18 protein-coding genes and 1 tRNA gene are annotated in these 17,034 nt (G+C 66.1%); 11 read left to right on the top strand and 8 right to left on the bottom strand.

The features are described 5' to 3' along the window. The first annotated feature begins 614 nt into the window (after nt 1-614). Both U1763_RS14710 and U1763_RS14705 read left to right on the top strand, forming a co-directional pair. Nucleotides 615-1,427 carry a hypothetical protein gene (locus tag U1763_RS14710; RefSeq protein WP_332755775.1) on the top strand — a complete coding sequence of 271 codons (813 nt, stop codon included), beginning with the start codon at nt 615-617 and terminating at the stop codon, nt 1,425-1,427. A 181-nt stretch (nt 1,428-1,608) separates the two neighbouring features. Continuing rightward, complete coding sequence (locus tag U1763_RS14705; RefSeq protein WP_332755774.1) at nt 1,609-2,355, top strand: WecB/TagA/CpsF family glycosyltransferase; 747 nt, start codon at nt 1,609-1,611, stop codon at nt 2,353-2,355. A gap of 147 nt (nt 2,356-2,502) precedes the next feature. On the opposite strand, the gene U1763_RS14700 is transcribed toward U1763_RS14705, so the two are convergent. Further along, nucleotides 2,503-2,802 carry an alkylphosphonate utilization protein gene (locus U1763_RS14700; protein ID WP_132742413.1) on the bottom strand — a complete coding sequence of 100 codons (300 nt, stop codon included), beginning with the start codon at nt 2,800-2,802 and terminating at the stop codon, nt 2,503-2,505. Continuing rightward, nucleotides 2,799-3,494: a uracil-DNA glycosylase gene (ung, locus tag U1763_RS14695; RefSeq protein ID WP_332755815.1), complete on the bottom strand. Its 696-nt coding sequence runs from the start codon at nt 3,492-3,494 to the stop codon at nt 2,799-2,801. Before ung ends, U1763_RS14700 begins: the two co-directional genes overlap by 4 nt. 121 nt (nt 3,495-3,615) lie before the next feature. On the opposite strand from ung, the gene aguB reads away from it, so the two are divergent. Further along, the gene (gene aguB / locus U1763_RS14690; RefSeq protein WP_332755773.1) at nt 3,616-4,476 is read left to right on the top strand and encodes an N-carbamoylputrescine amidase; all 861 of its coding nucleotides are present in this window, start codon (nt 3,616-3,618) and stop codon (nt 4,474-4,476) included. 109 nt (nt 4,477-4,585) lie between these two features. Here the strand turns inward: aguB and U1763_RS14685 are convergent, their stop codons facing one another. Beyond that, on the bottom strand, nt 4,586-5,161 hold the full coding sequence (locus tag U1763_RS14685) for a DUF4337 domain-containing protein (RefSeq protein ID WP_332755772.1): 576 nt from the start codon (nt 5,159-5,161) through the stop codon (nt 4,586-4,588). A gap of 68 nt (nt 5,162-5,229) precedes the next feature. Between U1763_RS14685 and U1763_RS14680 the strand changes: the two genes are divergently transcribed. Beyond that, nucleotides 5,230-6,267 carry an MBL fold metallo-hydrolase gene (locus U1763_RS14680; protein ID WP_332755771.1) on the top strand — a complete coding sequence of 346 codons (1,038 nt, stop codon included), beginning with the start codon at nt 5,230-5,232 and terminating at the stop codon, nt 6,265-6,267. Nucleotides 6,268-6,469: 202 nt separating this feature from the next. On the opposite strand, the gene U1763_RS14675 is transcribed toward U1763_RS14680, so the two are convergent. After that, a complete protein-coding gene (locus tag U1763_RS14675; RefSeq protein WP_332755770.1) occupies nt 6,470-7,207 on the bottom strand; it encodes a uracil-DNA glycosylase in 738 nt (245 codons plus the stop codon). Nucleotides 7,208-7,229: 22 nt separating this feature from the next. Here U1763_RS14675 and folK point away from each other — a divergent pair, with 22 nt between their 5' ends. The 3 genes from folK to U1763_RS14660 all read left to right on the top strand — a co-directional run bounded on the left by folK (nt 7,230) and on the right by U1763_RS14660 (nt 8,549). Then, on the top strand, nt 7,230-7,739 hold the full coding sequence (folK, locus tag U1763_RS14670; RefSeq protein ID WP_332755769.1) for a 2-amino-4-hydroxy-6-hydroxymethyldihydropteridine diphosphokinase: 510 nt from the start codon (nt 7,230-7,232) through the stop codon (nt 7,737-7,739). Nucleotides 7,740-7,760: 21 nt separating this feature from the next. Next, nucleotides 7,761-7,836, top strand: a tRNA-Lys gene (locus U1763_RS14665). Between the two features lie 239 nt (nt 7,837-8,075). Continuing rightward, the gene (locus U1763_RS14660) at nt 8,076-8,549 is read left to right on the top strand and encodes a phosphatase PAP2 family protein (protein ID WP_332755768.1); all 474 of its coding nucleotides are present in this window, start codon (nt 8,076-8,078) and stop codon (nt 8,547-8,549) included. Here U1763_RS14660 and galE read toward each other — a convergent pair. Then, nucleotides 8,546-9,544: a UDP-glucose 4-epimerase GalE gene (gene galE / locus U1763_RS14655; protein WP_332755767.1), complete on the bottom strand. Its 999-nt coding sequence runs from the start codon at nt 9,542-9,544 to the stop codon at nt 8,546-8,548. The genes U1763_RS14660 and galE overlap by 4 nt on opposite strands. 59 nt (nt 9,545-9,603) lie before the next feature. Between galE and msrA the strand changes: the two genes are divergently transcribed. Further along, nucleotides 9,604-10,146 carry a peptide-methionine (S)-S-oxide reductase MsrA gene (msrA, locus tag U1763_RS14650; RefSeq protein WP_332755766.1) on the top strand — a complete coding sequence of 181 codons (543 nt, stop codon included), beginning with the start codon at nt 9,604-9,606 and terminating at the stop codon, nt 10,144-10,146. A gap of 99 nt (nt 10,147-10,245) precedes the next feature. Here the strand turns inward: msrA and U1763_RS14645 are convergent, their stop codons facing one another. Further along, a complete protein-coding gene (locus U1763_RS14645; RefSeq protein ID WP_332755765.1) occupies nt 10,246-11,256 on the bottom strand; it encodes an L-threonylcarbamoyladenylate synthase in 1,011 nt (336 codons plus the stop codon). A 46-nt stretch (nt 11,257-11,302) separates the two neighbouring features. Here U1763_RS14645 and U1763_RS14640 point away from each other — a divergent pair, with 46 nt between their 5' ends. Both U1763_RS14640 and U1763_RS14635 read left to right on the top strand, forming a co-directional pair. Next, complete coding sequence (locus U1763_RS14640; protein ID WP_332755764.1) at nt 11,303-13,030, top strand: acyl-CoA dehydrogenase family protein; 1,728 nt, start codon at nt 11,303-11,305, stop codon at nt 13,028-13,030. A gap of 220 nt (nt 13,031-13,250) precedes the next feature. Next, nucleotides 13,251-14,069 carry an arylamine N-acetyltransferase family protein gene (locus U1763_RS14635; RefSeq protein ID WP_132742404.1) on the top strand — a complete coding sequence of 273 codons (819 nt, stop codon included), beginning with the start codon at nt 13,251-13,253 and terminating at the stop codon, nt 14,067-14,069. Between the two features lie 268 nt (nt 14,070-14,337). On the opposite strand, the gene U1763_RS14630 is transcribed toward U1763_RS14635, so the two are convergent. Next, a complete protein-coding gene (locus U1763_RS14630; RefSeq protein WP_056053547.1) occupies nt 14,338-14,694 on the bottom strand; it encodes a GntR family transcriptional regulator in 357 nt (118 codons plus the stop codon). A 38-nt stretch (nt 14,695-14,732) separates the two neighbouring features. Further along, entirely contained in the window at nt 14,733-15,308 is a 576-nt protein-coding gene (locus tag U1763_RS14625) for a nitroreductase family protein (RefSeq protein WP_277983801.1), read from the bottom strand. Nucleotides 15,309-15,416: 108 nt separating this feature from the next. On the opposite strand from U1763_RS14625, the gene U1763_RS14620 reads away from it, so the two are divergent. Further along, nucleotides 15,417-17,018 (top strand): peptide MFS transporter, encoded by a 1,602-nt coding sequence (locus U1763_RS14620; RefSeq protein WP_332755763.1) that lies wholly within the window; start codon nt 15,417-15,419, stop codon nt 17,016-17,018. Nucleotides 17,019-17,034: the final 16 nt, after the last annotated feature.

Genomic DNA, 17,034 nt, shown 5'->3' with positions numbered 1-17,034 from the left:
TCCCGGTCTCGTTTCCATATGTGTCCCAAACGCGGACACATGAGCAAGGTTCACCATCTTGCTGGCGTTGACAAGACTTTTTTACAATTTTTTTGCAGCAGGTTAAAAGCCGATGTAGAAAGCCTCGATTGCACGCCGAGCGGTCGGGTTTCCGATGTCTCGCAGCGAGGCCTTACACGGCGTTGCGTGCACCCCCGTCAACGTTCGCGAGCACGGTGGTCCACCCGCGGGACATGCGAGTATCAGGCGCGCCGACCTAGTGTCGTTTCGCTCGCAGCGGCCGGTTTGCATAGCGTCTGCTTCGTGGACGACCCAACCGAACCGCAGTACCGCCGCTCGCGCGGTGAAAACCTGAATTTTTTACGAGGATGAGCATGGCACGTTGGTCCGCAAAGGCTGCCTCATATCTGGACTTCAGAATTGGTCAGATCCGCGAAGCATTGCTTGCGGTTCGCGCGCCGCTGCTGGCGAGGCGCCCAGGCGTTCGGCACACGCCATTGCGCGTGGCGGATGTCGAGGGGCTCTGCAATCCGAGCATTCTGCGGTGGCAGGGAAAATGGCTCGTCGCGGCGCGGCGGCCGAACTATCGCATGACCGCGCAGGGGGCCTATGTCGTGCCCGGCGGGATCGACAACCTCGCGTCGGAAACCTGGCTGGTCGAGTGCGATGACTCCCTCAACCCCGTCGCGGCCGTTCTTCTCGACGACCATGTCGCGCGGTCGACCGTGCCCGAGGCGCGGAACGGTTTGGAAGATCCACGCCTCTTCATCGATCAGGGGCGGCTCTTCGGATTATGGAGCGCGCTGCAACTCGCCCCGCAGGCTGCCGTCCCCGATCAGGAAGGCGCCGTGATGCCGGACTGGACGGGGACCCGCAACACGATGTGCATCGCCGAGATCCGCGATACGGATGTCGGCCCGCTCCAGCTGTTGCCCTCGCCGCACGGCGCTCCCCGCGAAAAAAACTGGATGCCCGTGCTGGACGCGGAGCAGCCGACGTTCCTGTACCGCCTTGAAGACATGCAGGTCTACGCGTTCGATGGCGAGCGCCTGGCGCAGCGATATCGGCGGTCGACCCGTATTCCCGCGCTGGCCAACTGGTCCGGGTCGTCGCAGATCATCGCGTGGGATGGAAACTGGCTGTGCGTGGCGCATCTGGCGGCGCGCAAATTGACGGCAAGCTTGCCGAAGATGAAGCCGCTCTATCCCCATCGGTTCGTCGTCCTGGATCCCGACTGGAATGTCGCTGGTATGTCCGAGCCGTTTTTCTTCGAAAAGCGCGGTATCGAGTTCTGCGCCGGGTTGGCCGAGCACGATGGCAGGGTCGTCATGTCCTATGGTCTCGGCGACAAGGCGAGCGCCCTCGTCTCCATGGAAAAGAGCGCAGTATTGGCGATGATCAAGCCGGTCCCGCACGCCGCGCAATAGTGATCCCGGCACGCCATGTTCGGGAAAGATCGAACGAAGGTCGTGGCTTGCACTATGGCGATCCGCTGATAGGGACGCCGACCATAGGAATAATTTGAGACGGTACGGGATGACGGGGCAGGGTGGTCTGCCCGGTCGTCGACCGTGGTGCGAGGATGACGATATAGTGCGAAGTACAACGATGCCGGTGCACGACGACAAGGCATTCCTGGGGTTCCGCTTCGCGCAGGGGAGCCACGAGGCATTGACCCGTCGGATCGAAACGCTGTCCCGACAGTCCTACGGCTTCGTCATCACGCCGAACGTCGATTTCGTGACCCGGGCCGACCAGGATCCCGCGATCAAAGCGGTGTACGACCATGCCGCCCTGCAGATCTGCGACAGCCGGGTCTTGGCAAAGCTGGCCGGGATGACCGGCGTAGCGCTCGACGTCTATCCCGGTTCGGATCTCGTCGCCGATCTGCTGGCGAACAACATGATGCATAATATCGGTATCATCGGACCCAGCCACGATGACTGGCGAACGTTGGTGGCGCGTTTTCCCAAGGCACGAACCACCTTCATCGCATCACCGGGCAGCATGGCGGTGGGGAGCGAGGCTTGGTCTGCCTGTCTGCACGACGCTGCGGATGCCGATTGGGACATCCTGCTCGTGTGTTTCGGCTCGCCCAAGCAGGAACGATTCGCCGACGCGCTGGCCGCGTTTCGGCAGCGGCCCGGCGTGGCGTTGTGCGTTGGTGCGTCGATCGATTTCCTGACCGACCGCCAGCGCAGGGCGCCGGTCTGGATGCAAAAATCCGGCGTGGAATGGTTGCATCGCCTGATGTCTAATCCTGCGCGGTTGTGGCGGCGCTATCTGATCGATTGCCCCCGGATTTTCCGTCTGGTCCTCCGCGAAAAGGCCGGCCGCCGGGCATCCGGCATTTGACCAAACACAATGCCCTTCCGATCGCGGCTGGCGATCGGAAGGGCATTGTGATGTCCCGGTGATGTGGTGGATCGGTGCCACCGAACTTTGCGACGCGATCGGATGTCCACCCTCTCGTCGCGCATCGACGGCGCCGTGGTTGCAGTCTTATCGTTTCCGCACGAACTCCGCGCGCAGCACCAGCCCCTTGATCCCCTCGTAGCGGCAGTCGATCTCCTGCGCGTCGCCCGTCAGCCGGATCGACTTGATCAGCGTGCCGCGCTTGAGCGTCTGGCCAGCGCCCTTCACGGTCAGGTCCTTGATCAGCGTCACCTGATCGCCATCCGCCAGCACGTTGCCGACCGAATCCCGCACCACGACCGCGCCGTCATCCACCGCCACCGCGGTCGTAGCACCGCCGGCGACCCATTCGCCGGTCGCTTCGTCATAGGTGTATTCGTCGCTCATCGGTCGGTCTCCGGCAGCGCCCAATCGATCGGGGTGCGCCCATGGGTTTCGAGAAAGGCGTTGGCCTTGCTGAACGGCCGCGATCCGAAGAACCCGGTTCGCGCGGCCAGCGGCGACGGGTGCGCGGACTGGATAACCAGGTGTCGCCCGCCTTTCATCACGTCGTCGACGAACGCCGCCTTCTTCTGCGCATACGCGCCCCACAGCAGGAACACGACCGGTTTTGGTTGCGCGTTCACCGCCGCGATGACGGCATCGGTAAATTGCTCCCAGCCGCGCTTCTGGTGCGACGCCGCCTCGCCCATCCGCACGCTCAGCACTGCGTTGAGCAACAGCACGCCCTGCGCGGCCCAGTGATCGAGCATGCCGTGGCGGGCGCGCGGAATGCCAAGATCCGCCTCCAGCTCCTTGTAGATATTCACCAGGCTCGGCGGTGTCCGCACGCCCTTCCGCACCGAGAAGCTGAGGCCATGCGCCTGCCCCTCGCCGTGATACGGATCCTGCCCCAGGATCACGACCCGCACCTGATCGAGCGGGGTAAGCTCCAGCGCCCGAAACCGGTCCGCCTCGTCCGGAAAAATCCGCGCGCCTGCTGCCCGCTCGGTCTCCAGGAACGCATCGAGCGCCCGCATATACGGCGCCTCGAGCTCGGCTTGGAGCGACTGCCAGCTTGCGGGGAGGGTGGGTGTCATCATCCCCGGCGCATGTCGGACAGGGCAGGGCAGTGTCAATCGCCGCTCCTGTTCCCCCGCGAAGGCGGGGGAACAGCAAGAAGGCTCGCACATCACGTCCCCCCTCATTATATGCGCCGCCATGACCGCAATCACCGTCGCCGCGCTGCAGCTGGGCTTCACGCCCAACATCGACCGCAACATCGCCAACGTATCGCGCCTCGTCCACGAGGCCGCCGCGAAGGGCGCGCAGGTGATCCTGCCGCCCGAACTGTTCGAAGGCGAGTATTTCTGCCGCGTCGAGGACGAGGGGCTCTTCGCCAACGCCGCACCCGTGGGCGAACACAAGGCGGTGCTCGCGATGCAGGCGCTCGCCGAAGCGCTCAAGGTGACGATCCCGACCAGCTTCTTCGAGGCGGACGGCCCGCATCATTACAACAGCCTGGCGATGATCGGCCCCGACGGCAACGTGCAGGGCGTCTACCGCAAGAGCCACATCCCCGACGGCCCCGGCTATGAAGAGAAGTTCTACTTCCGCCCCGGCAACACCGGCTTCAAGGTCTGGCCTCACGCGTCGGAGGCCGGGCGGACGACGCTCGGCGTCGGCGTCTGCTGGGACCAATGGTACCCGGAGACGGCGCGCGCGATGATGCTGATGGGCGCGGAAATCCTGTTCTACCCGACCGCGATCGGCAGCGAGCCGCACGACACGTCGCTCGACACCGCCCGTCTCTGGCGTCGCGCCATGGTCGGCCACGCCGTTTCGAACGTCGTGCCGATCGTCGCCGCCAACCGCGTCGGCGTCGAGCACGGCCAGACCTTTTACGGCACCAGCTTCATCGCCGACGAGCGCGGCGACATCCTCGCCGAACTAGGCCGGGACGACGAAGGTGTGATCACCGCGACGATCGACCTCGACATCGTCAAGCGCCACCGCGCCGCGTTCGGCTTCTTCCGCGACCGCCGCCCGGATCTGTACGGCCGGCTGGTTCAGGATATCTGACCCGCCCGTCATTCCAGCGAAAGCTGGAATCCAGAGTTACAATGCGCAGCGCTTACGGCTCTGGATCCTGGGTCGAGCCCAGGATGACGGAGTTTTGGGGAGGATCAGTTCAGAACCAGGCCAGCCCCGCCAGAAGCGCGCCCACCAGCGCAGCCGCCCCCGCGACCCACAGCAACCACCGCCGCCCAGTCAGCGCGGTAATCGACGCCAGCGCGATCGCCACCTGGATCGCGGTCACCGCCAGCGCCAGCTTCGTATGCGGCCGAAGCGCCTCAACCGACTCCCCGTTCGCCATCGCCGATTGCCGGTCAAGCGCCTCCGCCTGCCGCTTCAACCCAGCCCCGCGCGCCTTGTATCGCGCGATATCCGCCCGGTGCTTCGCCATCTGCGTTGCACCCAACCCGGGCGGTGCGAGATCGACCTCCATCTCCGCGATATGCCGCTTCAGATCCTCCGCCTGGTAATAGCCCCAGGCATCCGACGCCTGCGCCTTGATCAGCACCGCCTCGTTCTTGTGGAGCAGCGCATCGTTCTGCGTATGCCCGCCGAGGAAACTGGTCACCGCCGCCAGCGTCGCCAGGATCGCGGTGAACAACGCGATCCGCTGGTCGAACGCCTCCCCGCCGGCAGCGCGCTCCTCCGACAGCTGCTCATGCAACCCGCGCACCTCGAAATCATCGTCCATGCCGGTCGCTCTGGTCCTTCGCGCGTGACTGGACCCTGATGATCAAGTGACATATTCGTCAGCGCGCCATGATCCGCCCCCGCTCGATATTGCCCGTTCTCGCGCTGCTCACCGGCTGCGCGACGCCATCGGTAAAGACCTTTCCATCCAGCGATCACTTCAACGGCACGCGCTTCTTCAACCCCGATGGCGTGCAAGGCAGCACCGGCGAGCAGAAGCAGGGCCCGGTCGCACTGCTCCGCAATCTCGTAAAGCCACCCTATCGGAGCTGGCCCGAAGTCCCCGTAAACCCGACGCGGCCCCCGGCGCGCGTCGAGGGCCAGACGATGCGCGTCACCTGGATCGGCCATTCGACCGTGCTGGTGCAGACCCAGGGGCTCAACATCCTCACCGATCCGATGTGGCTCGAGCGGTCGTCGCCGGTCCAGTTCGTCGGCGTGAAGCGGGTCCGCGAACCCGGCGTGCGCCTCGCGGACCTGCCTAAGATCGACCTGATCCTCTTAAGCCACGACCACCGCGATCATCTCGATATGCGTGCGATGCGAAAACTCTGGCACCGAGACAAACCGCTGATCGTCACCGGTCTCGGCAACGACCAGATCCTCAAGCGCAACGGTGTTCATGCAGAAGCGCGAGACTGGGGCGGGCGCGTGTCACTACGCCCCGGCGTCGACGTGATCGTCGAGCGCGCGCATCACTGGAGCGAATACGACCCCGGCGACCGCGACAAGACGTTATGGGCAGGCTTCACCGTGACGCTGCCCGGCGGCAACCTGTATTTCGCGGGCGACACCGGTCCCGGCGATATGCGCTGGGCGATCGAGGCGCGCGCGGCGGGGCCGGTTCGCCTCGCGATCCTGCCGATCGGCGCGTATCATTTTGCGGGGCACGAGACCGACAATCACATTGGCCCGGACCAGGCGGTGACGGCGTTCGAACAGCTCGGCGCGGCGTATGCGATCGGCGTCCACTGGGGCACGTTCGAACTGACCTCGGAGGGGATCAACGAACCGCCCGACCACCTCCGCGCAGCGTTGGCGCGAGAACACATCGCCGCGGATCGCTTTCGTACGCCACAGGCCGGCGAGGCTTGGGTGATCGAGTAGCGCCCAATCCCCGGAGTTACACAGGCCCACCGTTTCGCACCTCCCCGGCGGAGGCCGGGGTCCAGTTGGGAAACGCCGCTAATTAGCCGCTGTGTTTCGTTACTACGGCCTCACCAACTGGACCCCGGCCTCCGCCGGGGAGGTTCGTCTTTCTACTGCGAGAGGCACTAACGTGTCGCGGCCCCGGGGTTAAGTGAGCGTTTCAGACCGTCTCGCGCAACTCCAGCGCCCGCTTGAACACCGCGTCGAACATCTCCGCAGTCAGCACGCCGGTATTCACGTTGTACCGCGAGCAGTGGAAGCTATCGATCAGGATGCGACCATCCGGCATCACATGCTCCGCGCCATGCGCGAACCGCGCCTTCGGCAACCGACCGCCCAGCATCTTGACCGCCGACTGATGCGCGATATGGCCCAGCGCGACGAACACCCGTGCGGTCGGCACCGCATCGGCCTGCGTCTCGAGGAACGGCCGACAGGTGCGGATTTCCTCCGGCGTCGGCTTGTTCTCGGGCGGCAGGCACTTCACCGCGTTGAGGATGATCGCGCCGTCCAGCGCCAGCCCGTCCTCGGCCTTCGCGCCGTACGTGCCGGTGGCCAGCCCGAACCGCCCGAGCGTCTCGTACAGGAACTGCCCCGCATAATCGCCGGTGAACGCGCGGCCCGTCCGGTTCGCGCCGTGCTTGCCGGGTGCCAGGCCGATGATGCCGAGCCACGCCGCCGGATCGCCGAACGCAGGGACCGGCGCGTTCCACCAGGTCGGGAACTCGGTCCGCAACTGCTCGCGCACCGCGACGAGGCGCGGGCAGAGCGGGCAGTCATGCGGCGGCTCGGTCTCGGGCAACGCGGCGACGGGCGCGAAGACGGTCGTGACGTCGACCTCGTCTGCCGAGTCGATCGCGGCGTCGGGAAGCTCGGTGGTGTAAGGTGTGGAATCCATCGGAGTGCGCTAGGCGGACCAAATGTCGCCTGCAACCCCGCACCCGATGATCGCGCGCACCGCAACCACCTACGCGATCGCGCTCGGCTCGAACCGACGCGGCCGCCACGGTGCCCCCGAACGCGAGATCGCCGCCGCGCTGGAGGCGCTCGGGAATGTCGTGGCCCGATCGCCGACCGTTGCCAGCGCTCCCCTCGGTCCCTCGAACCGCCGCTATGCCAACGCCGTCGCGCTGATCGAAACGCCCGAGGACCCCGCCGCGCTACTGGTCCGCCTCAAACGGGTCGAACGCGGGTTCGGCCGCCGCCCCGGCCGCCGCTGGGGCAGCCGCGTGCTCGACCTCGACATCGTTCTCTGGTCGGGCGGCGCATGGTCGTCGCGCGGACTCACCGTGCCGCACGCCGCGTTCCGCACCCGCGGCTTCGTGCTCGGCCCCCTTGCCGCGCTCGTCCCGAAATGGCGCGATCCGCTGACCCATCGGACGATCCGCCAATTGGCACAGATGGTTGACCGACGGCACCCGCGCGACTAGGTGCGCGGTCCACGATGGCGGGGGTCCGTAGCTCAGTTGGTAGAGCAAGCGACTTTTAATCGAGAGGTCCCGGGTTCGAGCCCCGGCGGACCCACCATCGACGGCACGCCGCCTGGGCGCGCGCGACGACGCCTGCCCGCGGTTCTCGCCGGCGCGTCGGTCGCTGCGGTCGGCATCGTCCTCATCCTGCTCGTTGGTCTTGCGGTCGACCATTGGCCGTTCGCGTTCGACCGGTCGATCATCCTCGGGCTGCGCGCCTGGGGTGGTCCGTCCTGGCTGCCCAAGGTCGCCGCCGACGTCACTGCGCTCGGCGGCGGAATCGTCCTGACGATCGTCGTGGTGATCGTCGCGGGCCTGCTGATCGTCCAGCGGCTCTGGCTGACCGCACTCGCGATCGTCGCGTCGAGCGTCAGCGGCAATATCATCGTCGAGCTGGTCAAGCTGCACGTCGCCCGTCCGCGTCCCGACATCGTCACGCACCTCGTCACCGTCACGCATATGAGCTTCCCGAGCGGGCATTCGGCGAACAGCGCGATCGTCTATCTGACGCTCGCCGGCCTCGCCTCGCAGGTGACGCAGGATCGCGCGACGCGGGCATACATGCTCGTCGTCGCGATCCTGATGGTTGGCGCGATCGGTTGCAGTCGCGTGTATCTCGGCGTCCACTGGCCGAGCGACGTGCTGGCCGGGTGGAGCTTCGGCACGCTGTGGGCACTCGCCTGGTGGCTGGCGACCGCGCGCGCGCGGCAGGCGATCGGCGGCGAGCGGCATGCTTTCGGCACGCCGCCCACCGATCCGGCCGTGTCCTAGCGACCCTTCTCGGCGAGCGCACGCTCCCACGCCAGCGCATCGCGGACGATGCCGTCGAGATCGGCGTGGCGCGGCGTCCAGTCGAGCGCCTTCAGGATCGCGCGATTGTCCGAGATCAGCATCGCCGGGTCGCCCGCACGACGCCCTTCGAGGCGACGTTCGATCGTGCGGTTGGTGATCTTGTCGACCGCATCGAGCACGTCGAGCACCGAGAAGCCCTTGCCATAGCCCGCGTTGAGCGTGTGGCTCTTTGCGGGTTCGGCGATCAGCACCTCCAGCGCGGCGACATGCGCGGCGGCGAGGTCGGTGACGTGGATGTAATCGCGCACGCCGGTGCCATCCGGCGTGTCGAAATCGGTGCCGTAGACGCCGACATGGCCGCGTTTGCCGGTGGCGGCCTCGACCGCAATCTTGATCAGATGCGTCGCGCCGACCGTTGATTGGCCGCTGCGCCCTTGCGGATCGGCGCCCGCAACGTTGAAGTACCGGAGCGCGGCGTAATTCATCGGGTGCGCCGCGGCGACGTCGCGCAGCATCGCCTCGGTCATCAGCTTCGACATGCCGTACGGGTTGATCGGCACGGTCGGATCGCCCTCCGCGACGGGCACCTTTTCGGGCGTGCCATAGGTCGCGGCGGTCGACGAGAAGATGAAGTGCGGCACGCCCTCGACGACCGCGCTCTCGATCAGCGCACGGCTCGCGGCGGTGTTGTTGCGGTAATATTTGAGCGGATCGCTGACCGATTCGGGGACCACGACCGAGCCGGCGAAATGCATGATTGCCTTCACATTGTGCTCGCGGATCGCCGCGCGGACCTTCGCATCGTCGGCGACGTTCGCCTCGACCAGCGCCGCACGGGGATCGACCGCCCAGTCGAATCCCGTGACGAGATTGTCGAGCACCACGACGTCGTATCCCGCGTCGAGCAATGCCAATACCGCATGGCTGCCGATGTAACCGGCGCCGCCGGTGACCATAACCTTACCGTCGATCATACGCGTCTCCTCTTTGTTGCGCGGTAGCGGCTTCCTACATTGGCGGAAAGGAGATCGTGATGACGGATTATGTAACGCTCGCCGGCGGCTGCTTCTGGTGCACCGAGGCTGTGTTCAAGGATGTGATCGGTGTGGAGAGCGCCGAGAGCGGGTATATCGGCGGGCATGTGCCTAACCCGACCTACAAGCAGGTCTGCGGTGGCGACACCGGGCATGCCGAGGCGATCCGGATCGGTTTCGACCCTGAGCAGCTGAAGCTGGGCGACCTGTTGGACATCTTCTTCGCGACGCACGACGCGACGACGCTGAACCGGCAGGGCAACGACGTTGGGACGCAGTATCGCTCGGCGATGTTCCCGGCGGATGACGCGCAGAAGGCAGAGATGGAAGCAGCTTTGGCGCGCGCGCAGGCGGATTCGCCCAAGCCGATCGTTACGACGATCGAGCCGATGGACACGTGGTATGAAGCCGAGGGCTATCACCAGGATTACTGGGAAACCTCGGGCCGTTCGAACCCGTATTGCATGGCGGTGATCCCGCCCAAGCTGCAGAAGCTGCGCAAGAGCTTTGCGGCGCGGTCGAAGGCGGAGGTTAACGCGTAAGATCGGACTAATAGCCGTTCCCCCGCGGACGCGGGGGCCCAGCTAAATACCGTAATCCAACCTGGCTCCTGGATCCCCGCCCCCGCGGGGGAACGGGAGCTAACGGTAGGCGGCGCGGCGTAAGCGGTCGTTGATTGCCTCGCCAATGCCTTCGGTCGGGATCGGCGCGATGGCGATACGGACGCTTGAGTTCGCGTCTGCGGTGTGAAGCAGGTCGAACAGCTTGGCAGCGGCCTCGATCAGGTTTCCCGAAGCGGATAGCGTCACGTCGCCCAGCACTTCACCAAACCCGATCAACCATTCGTCCGAGCCTGCCTCGGTTGCATTTAACCGAAGCAGCTTCCTCGGCGCATAATGGCTCTCAAGCTGTCCCGGCGCCGTCACCACACTCTCACTCCCCCCCGGCGAAGGCCGGGGCCCAGTTGGGGAACGGCTATGATCGGCGTTGCGCACGGTTACATCCGACGTTCCAACTGGGCCCCGGCCTCCGCCGGGGAGGTGTTTTGCAATGAGCGCCGCCGTCACCGGCCCCGGTCGCAGCACCATCCGCCCCGCTACGATCGTCGACTCTAATCCAGCCTCGGTAGCTCCGTCGTCAAGGATCAACGACACGTTCTCCCCGAGACTCCCCGCCACATGAGCGGCGCAAGTCGGGCTAATCCCTCCACTCGCATTCGCCGAAGGCGCCGCCAAAGGCCGCCCCGACTCCGCGATCAACCCCTGCATAGCCCGATGCCGAGGCACCCGGATCGCGATCGTGTCGAGCCCCGCAATTACTAGCGAAGCGATCCCCGAATCCCCCCGCACCGGCAGCACCAACGTCAACGGCCCCGGCCAGAATGCCGCCGCGAGCGCCCGCGCATCCGCATCGAACACCGCGATACGCTCCGCCGCCGCCAGATCCGCCACATGCACGATCAGCGGATTGAAACTCGGGCGGCCCTTCGCGGCATAAATCCGCGCCACTGCCTTGGCATTGGTCGCGTCCGCCGCGAGCCCGTACACCGTCTCCGTGGGCACCGCGACGATTCCCCCGTCGCGAACCAGCGCGGCGGCCTCGGCGATCGCGGCCGTGCCGTACGGTAAAATCCGGGGGTGTGGACGGGTCATCCTGAGGGCCTATAGCGGGTCCAAACCGTAGCGATAAGAGGATGCGATGGCCTTCACTCCAGCAACCACCGAACAGCGTTTCGTGCTCGATCATGTCGTGCGGATCGGCGAAATCGCCGCGACCGAACGCTATGCAGCCGCCAGCGACGATGTCGTCGACGCGGTCCTCGAAGGCGTCGGCCAACTTGCGGCCGGCGAATGGGCGCCGCTCAACCGCGCTGGCGATACCGTCGGCGCGAAATGGACCCCGGACGGCGTGGTCATGCCCGAAGGCTTCGCGCAGGCGTACAAGGACTATGTCGAGGGCGGCTGGGGCACGATCGGCGTCGAGGAGGAATGGGGCGGGCAGGGCCTGCCGTTCGCGATCCAGACCGCGGTGCTCGACACGCTCGGCTCGGCCAATATGGGTTTCGCGCTGTGCCCGACGCTGACCGTCGGCGCGATCGAGGCGTTGCAGCATCACGGCAGCCCCGAGCAGCAGGCGCTGTACCTGCCGCATCTCGCGACCGGCGAATGGACCGGCACGATGAACCTCACCGAGCCGCAGGCCGGCTCCGACGTCGGCGCTCTCCGTGCGACCGCCACCCCGCTGGGCCCCGATAAGTTTGGTGGGGACAAGTGGAGCATCAAGGGCACCAAGATCTACATCTCGTTCGGCGACCACGACATGGCGCCGAACATCGTCCACCTCGTCCTTGCGCGGACGCCGGGTGCGCCAGCGGGGACGAAGGGCATCTCGCTCTTCCTCGTCCCCAAGTACCGCCTCCAGGAAGACGGCACGCCGGGCGACTTCAACGACGTCCGCGTCGTCTCGATCGAGCACAAGATGGGCCTCCACGCGTCGCCGACCTGCGTGCTGAGCTTCGGCGACAACGACGACTGCATCGGCGAACTGATCGGCGCGGAGCTCGGCGGCATCCGCGCGATGTTCACGATGATGAACAACGCGCGGTTGAACGTCGGCCTCCAGGGCGTCCAGGTCGCCGAAGGCGCCACCCAAGGCGCGGTCGCCTATGCGCTCGACCGCGTGCAGTCGGCGCGCGCCGGTTCGCCGAACAAGGAGTCGGTCAAGATCGTCGAGCATCCCGACGTCCGTCGCATGCTGATGCGGATGAAGGCGCAGACCCAGGCGGCGCGCGCGCTCGTCTACTACGCCGCAGGGCAGGTCGACCGCGCCAATCTCGGCGACCACGCCGCGCGCAACCGCCTCGAACTCGTCACGCCGCTCGCCAAGGCGCACGGCACCGATCTCGGCAACGAAGTCGCGTCGCTCGGCATCCAGGTTTACGGCGGCATGGGCTATGTCGAGGAAACCGGCGCCGCGCAGTATTTCCGCGATGCCCGCATCACGCCGATCTACGAGGGCACCAACGGCATCCAGGCGGCAGATCTCGTCGGTCGGAAACTCGGCCTCGACAATGGCGGCGCGTTCGCCGCGCTGATCGCCGACATTCGTGCGGAAGCGAAGGACGAGCGGCTGTTGGCGCTGGTCGACGCGTGCGAAGCGATCGGGCGCAAACTCGCCACCGCGGATGCCGACGACAAGCTCGCCGCGAGCTACCCCTTCCTCACCATGCTGTCGGTCGCGACCTGCGGCTGGCTGATGGAGCGGCAGGGCGAGGTCGCCGGCAGCGACGATTTCGGCCGGATGAAGATCGCGGCGGTGCGCTTCTACCTCGACCAGATCGTCCCCGAGGCGATGGGGCTCAACGCTGCGGCGAACGCCAGCGCGGCGGTGCTCTACTCGATCGAGCCGGAATTGTTCGCGGCTTGATCTAGCGGCCCGCACCCCACCCCACGTCATCCTGACGAAAGTCAGGATCCAGAGCCAAAAGCGGCTGCGTCCACGGCTCTGGATCCTGGGTCGAGCCCAGGATGACGGGATGAGGTGAGGCCAGCATCCCGCCCGTTCCTTGTACGCCATTTGCAGGGCTACTCGACGGCTGCTCGGGACGAACGGTATGGGGTGAGGGAATCATGGGAAACCCTGTCAGATGTTCGACCTCGACGCCTATCTCCACCGCATCGCCATGCCCGCGCGGCCGACGCTCGACTCGATCGGTCTCGGCCGCCTGCAACTCGCGCATCGGCAAACCATCCCGTTCGAGGATCTCGACGTCGTCCTAGGTCGCGGCCTCGCGATCGACAGCGCGTCGGTCTTCGCGAAACTCGTGACCGCACGCCGCGGCGGCTATTGTTTCGAGCACAACCGGCTGTTCCTCGACGCGCTGGCCGAGCTCGGCTTCACTGCCCGCCCGCTGCTCGCGCGCGTGTGGTATGCCGCGACCGACGTGCCGCCGCCGCTTACCCACACCTTCGCGCTGGTGACGATCGACGGGCAGGACTGGATCGCCGACACCGGCTTCGGCGGCAGCTACACGCCCGTCCTCCCGCTCGCCGACGGCACCGAGGCGACCGCACCCGACGGCGCACGCTTCCGCCTCGAGGCGACCGAAAACGGCTGGATGCTGCTCCGCGACGGTGATCCGATGACCACCGACGGCCGTGGGGCAGGCGAGGGGTTCCAGCCGCAATATAGCTTCACGCTCGCGCAAGTGTTCGACGCGGATCTCGCGCTGTCGAACCACTGGACCTCGACCGCGCCGTCCAGCCGTTTCACGCACACGCCGATCGCCAGCATCGTCCTGCCCAACGGCTTCGCCTCGCTGATCGGGCGCAATTACCGGCGGCGCTCGGGGACCGACACCAGCGTCGGCGAGGTCACCGACCCGCGCGTGTACCGGATCCGCATGAGCCTGTTGTTCGGGATCGACCTGAGCGTCGAGGACGTCGCCGCGCTGGGGATTTTTTGAGGCCTGGTTGGGCTTCTATCCCATTGCCGTTCGTGCTGAGTAGCGACTGAGTAGCTCCGTCAGGAGCGTATCGAGGGCGTGTATCGAAGCATGGGTTCCGCGCCGCGCGCCAACCTGTCCTTCGATACGTCCTCTCGATACGGCGCTTCGCGCTTACTAGATGACTACTCAGGACGAACGGAGGTGGGGGATCACGAACGGGAGAGCGCTAAGACGAGCTCGTAAGAGTGAGGGCAAACGCAGGGAGAAGGGCATCGCTCGCGAGCATTCAGGCCCGCTCACGCTCCAGCAGGTCATGCGCATCCAGCCCCAGCAAATCGATATGCCCCAAAATCCTAGGCCACTGCGTCGTCACGAAATTCTCGCGCTCGGCCACGCGCAGCGCTTCCGCCGCGCCCGGCATCACGAACATCCCGACGCCGCGCCGCACCTCGACATAGCCGTCGTCCTGGAAGCTCTGATATGCCTTGGCGACCGTCAGCGGGTTCGCACCCTGCTCCGCGGCGAATGCGCGGACCGATGGCAACTGATCCCCCGCACGATAGTCGCCACGCAGGATTCCCGCGGCGATCGTGCTGCGGAGGCGGATGTATACGGGGCTGTCGTCGCTGCTGAGCGCTGTCATAGTGGCTTAATACAGTAATTGCGTAGGAAGTCGAGTCCTCAGGAACCCCAATGGCTTACCAGCCGTGCCATATCCGGGCGGGGCCGTTCGTCGAGCGCGCGCGACGGCGTGCCGATGAACATGAAGCCCGCGATCCGCTCCGACGCCGACCCGAACGCATCACGCACCGTGTCCGAGAATGCCGCCCAGCCGGTCAGCCAGCCGCCCGCGAACCCCTCGGCATGGACCGCATGAAGCAGGTTCATGCACGCCGCGCCCGCCGACAGCTCCTGCTCCCACAGCGGAATCTTGCTCTCCTTCGGCGACGACAGGACGACGACCAAGGTCGGCGCCTGATGCGCGAACTGGTCGAGCGACTCCAGCTCGAGCCGCGACGCGTCGGGACGCTCGGCGAGATACGCGTCGGTGATCAGCGCCGACAGCGCCTTGCGGTGCTCGTCGCCGACTACCACGAACCGCCACGGCGCCAGCTTGCCATGATCGGGCGTCCGCGCCGCGATCTCCAGGATCGTCGCCAGCTGGTAGGAATCGGGGCCGGGCGCGATCAAATCGCGTGGCTTGCCCGAACGACGGGTGGCGAGCAGCGAGAGCGGCGTTGAGCGATCGTTGAGCATGCTCCGGCAGATAGGCCCTGATGTGCGATATTTACAGTCCGGGCTTTGTCGTTAAGTTGCGCGCGATCGAGCGCCCGTCAGCGGCGCACCAAGGAGCTTCATCACCACATGGCCAACCCCCACGCGACCAGGGGCAGCGGCGTTCCTGCCGATGCGAAGACGTTTTTCGGGCACCCGCGCGGGCTGTTCATGCTGTTCTTCGTCGAGCTGTGGGAGCGGTTTTCGTTCTACGGCATGCGCGCGATCCTGGTGCTGTATCTCACCAAGCATTTCCTGTTTGGCGACGAGCCGTCCTACGCGATCTACGGCGCCTATACCTCTATGGTATACATCACGCCGATCATCGGCGGCTATCTGTCCGACCGCTTCCTGGGGCCACGCAAAGCGGTGCTCGCGGGCGGCATCTTCATCACGCTCGGCCATCTGCTGCTGGCGATCGTCGAGGCGCCGCAGGGCGTGCATGGCGCTGCCCTCAACGGCTTCTATCTCGGCCTCGCCTTCATCATCGTCGGCACCGGCTTCCTGAAGGCGAACATCTCTGTGCTCGTCGGCAAGCTCTACGCGCGAGAGGACATGCGGCGCGATGGGGCGTTCTCGATCTTCTACATGGGCATCAACACTGGCGCGTTCGTCGGCCCGATCGCGGTCGGCATCCTCGGCGAGACGGTCGGCTGGTCGTACGGTTTCGGCGCAGCTGGCATCGGCATGGCGCTCGGGCTGGTCATGTTCATCCTGTTCCAGCGCGAGTTGCACGGTGTCGGCGAAGCGCCCGACGCCGCCGTGCTCGCATCGAAGCCGGTTGCCGGGCTGTCGATCGAATGGCTGATCTATCTCGGCGGGATTGTCGGCGTCGCCGTCTCGTGGTGGCTGGTGCGCAGCCAGGGCGTCGTCGGCACCGCGCTGATCGTCGCGTCGCTCGTCACCGTCGGCTATATCCTGTGGACCGCGGTCGCGAAACTGCCGCGCGTCGACCGCGACCGCATCTTCGCGGCGCTGTTCCTGATCGCGCTGGCGCCGCTGTTCTGGGCGCTGTTCGAGCAGACCGGCTCGTCGCTCAACGTCTACACCGACCAGTCGGTCGACCGCGTCGTGTTCGGCTGGACTATCCCGGCGTCGGTGTTCCAGTCGGTCAATCCGTTCTTCATCATCACGCTGGCCCCGGTGTTCGCGGCGATCTGGACCAAACTTGGCAAGGCCGGGCGCGAGCCGAGCGCACCGTTCAAGTTCGGCATCGGCCTGATTCTGGTCGGTGCAGGCTTCTTCGTGCTGACGCTCGGCGCGCCGGCACAGGGCCTCACCCCGGCGATCTTCGTCGTGCTGCTCTACATGCTGCACTCGATGGCCGAGCTCTGCTTCTCGCCGATCGGGCTGTCGTCGATGACGCGGCTCTCGGTGCCGAGCATGACCGGGCTGATGATGGGAACGTGGTTCCTGGCGACTGCAGGCGGCAATTTCCTCGCCGGCCTGATCGCCCAGGCGACCGGCGGCGAGGGGGCCGGCGTCGGGCGGGTGCTCGAAGTGTACGGTCGGATCGGCTGGTTCGCGATCGGCGTCGGGGTGGTCGTGCTGGTGCTCGCGCCGTTCGTCACCAAGCTGATGCATCTCGACCAGCTGGGTGCGGTGGATCACGCGATGGCCGGCCAGAACGAACTCGGCGAGCCGAGTGCGGCGGGCATAGACACCCGCGGCGAACAGGTGCCGCGAGGCTGACGCAAAATTCCCCTCC

It is taken from the genome of Sphingomonas sorbitolis (genome assembly GCF_036663875.1).
Taxonomy (GTDB): Bacteria; Pseudomonadota; Alphaproteobacteria; order Sphingomonadales; family Sphingomonadaceae; genus Sphingomonas.
The sequence above is the reverse complement of the archived record's forward strand: the minus strand, read 5'-3'. Positions and strand labels throughout refer to the sequence as shown.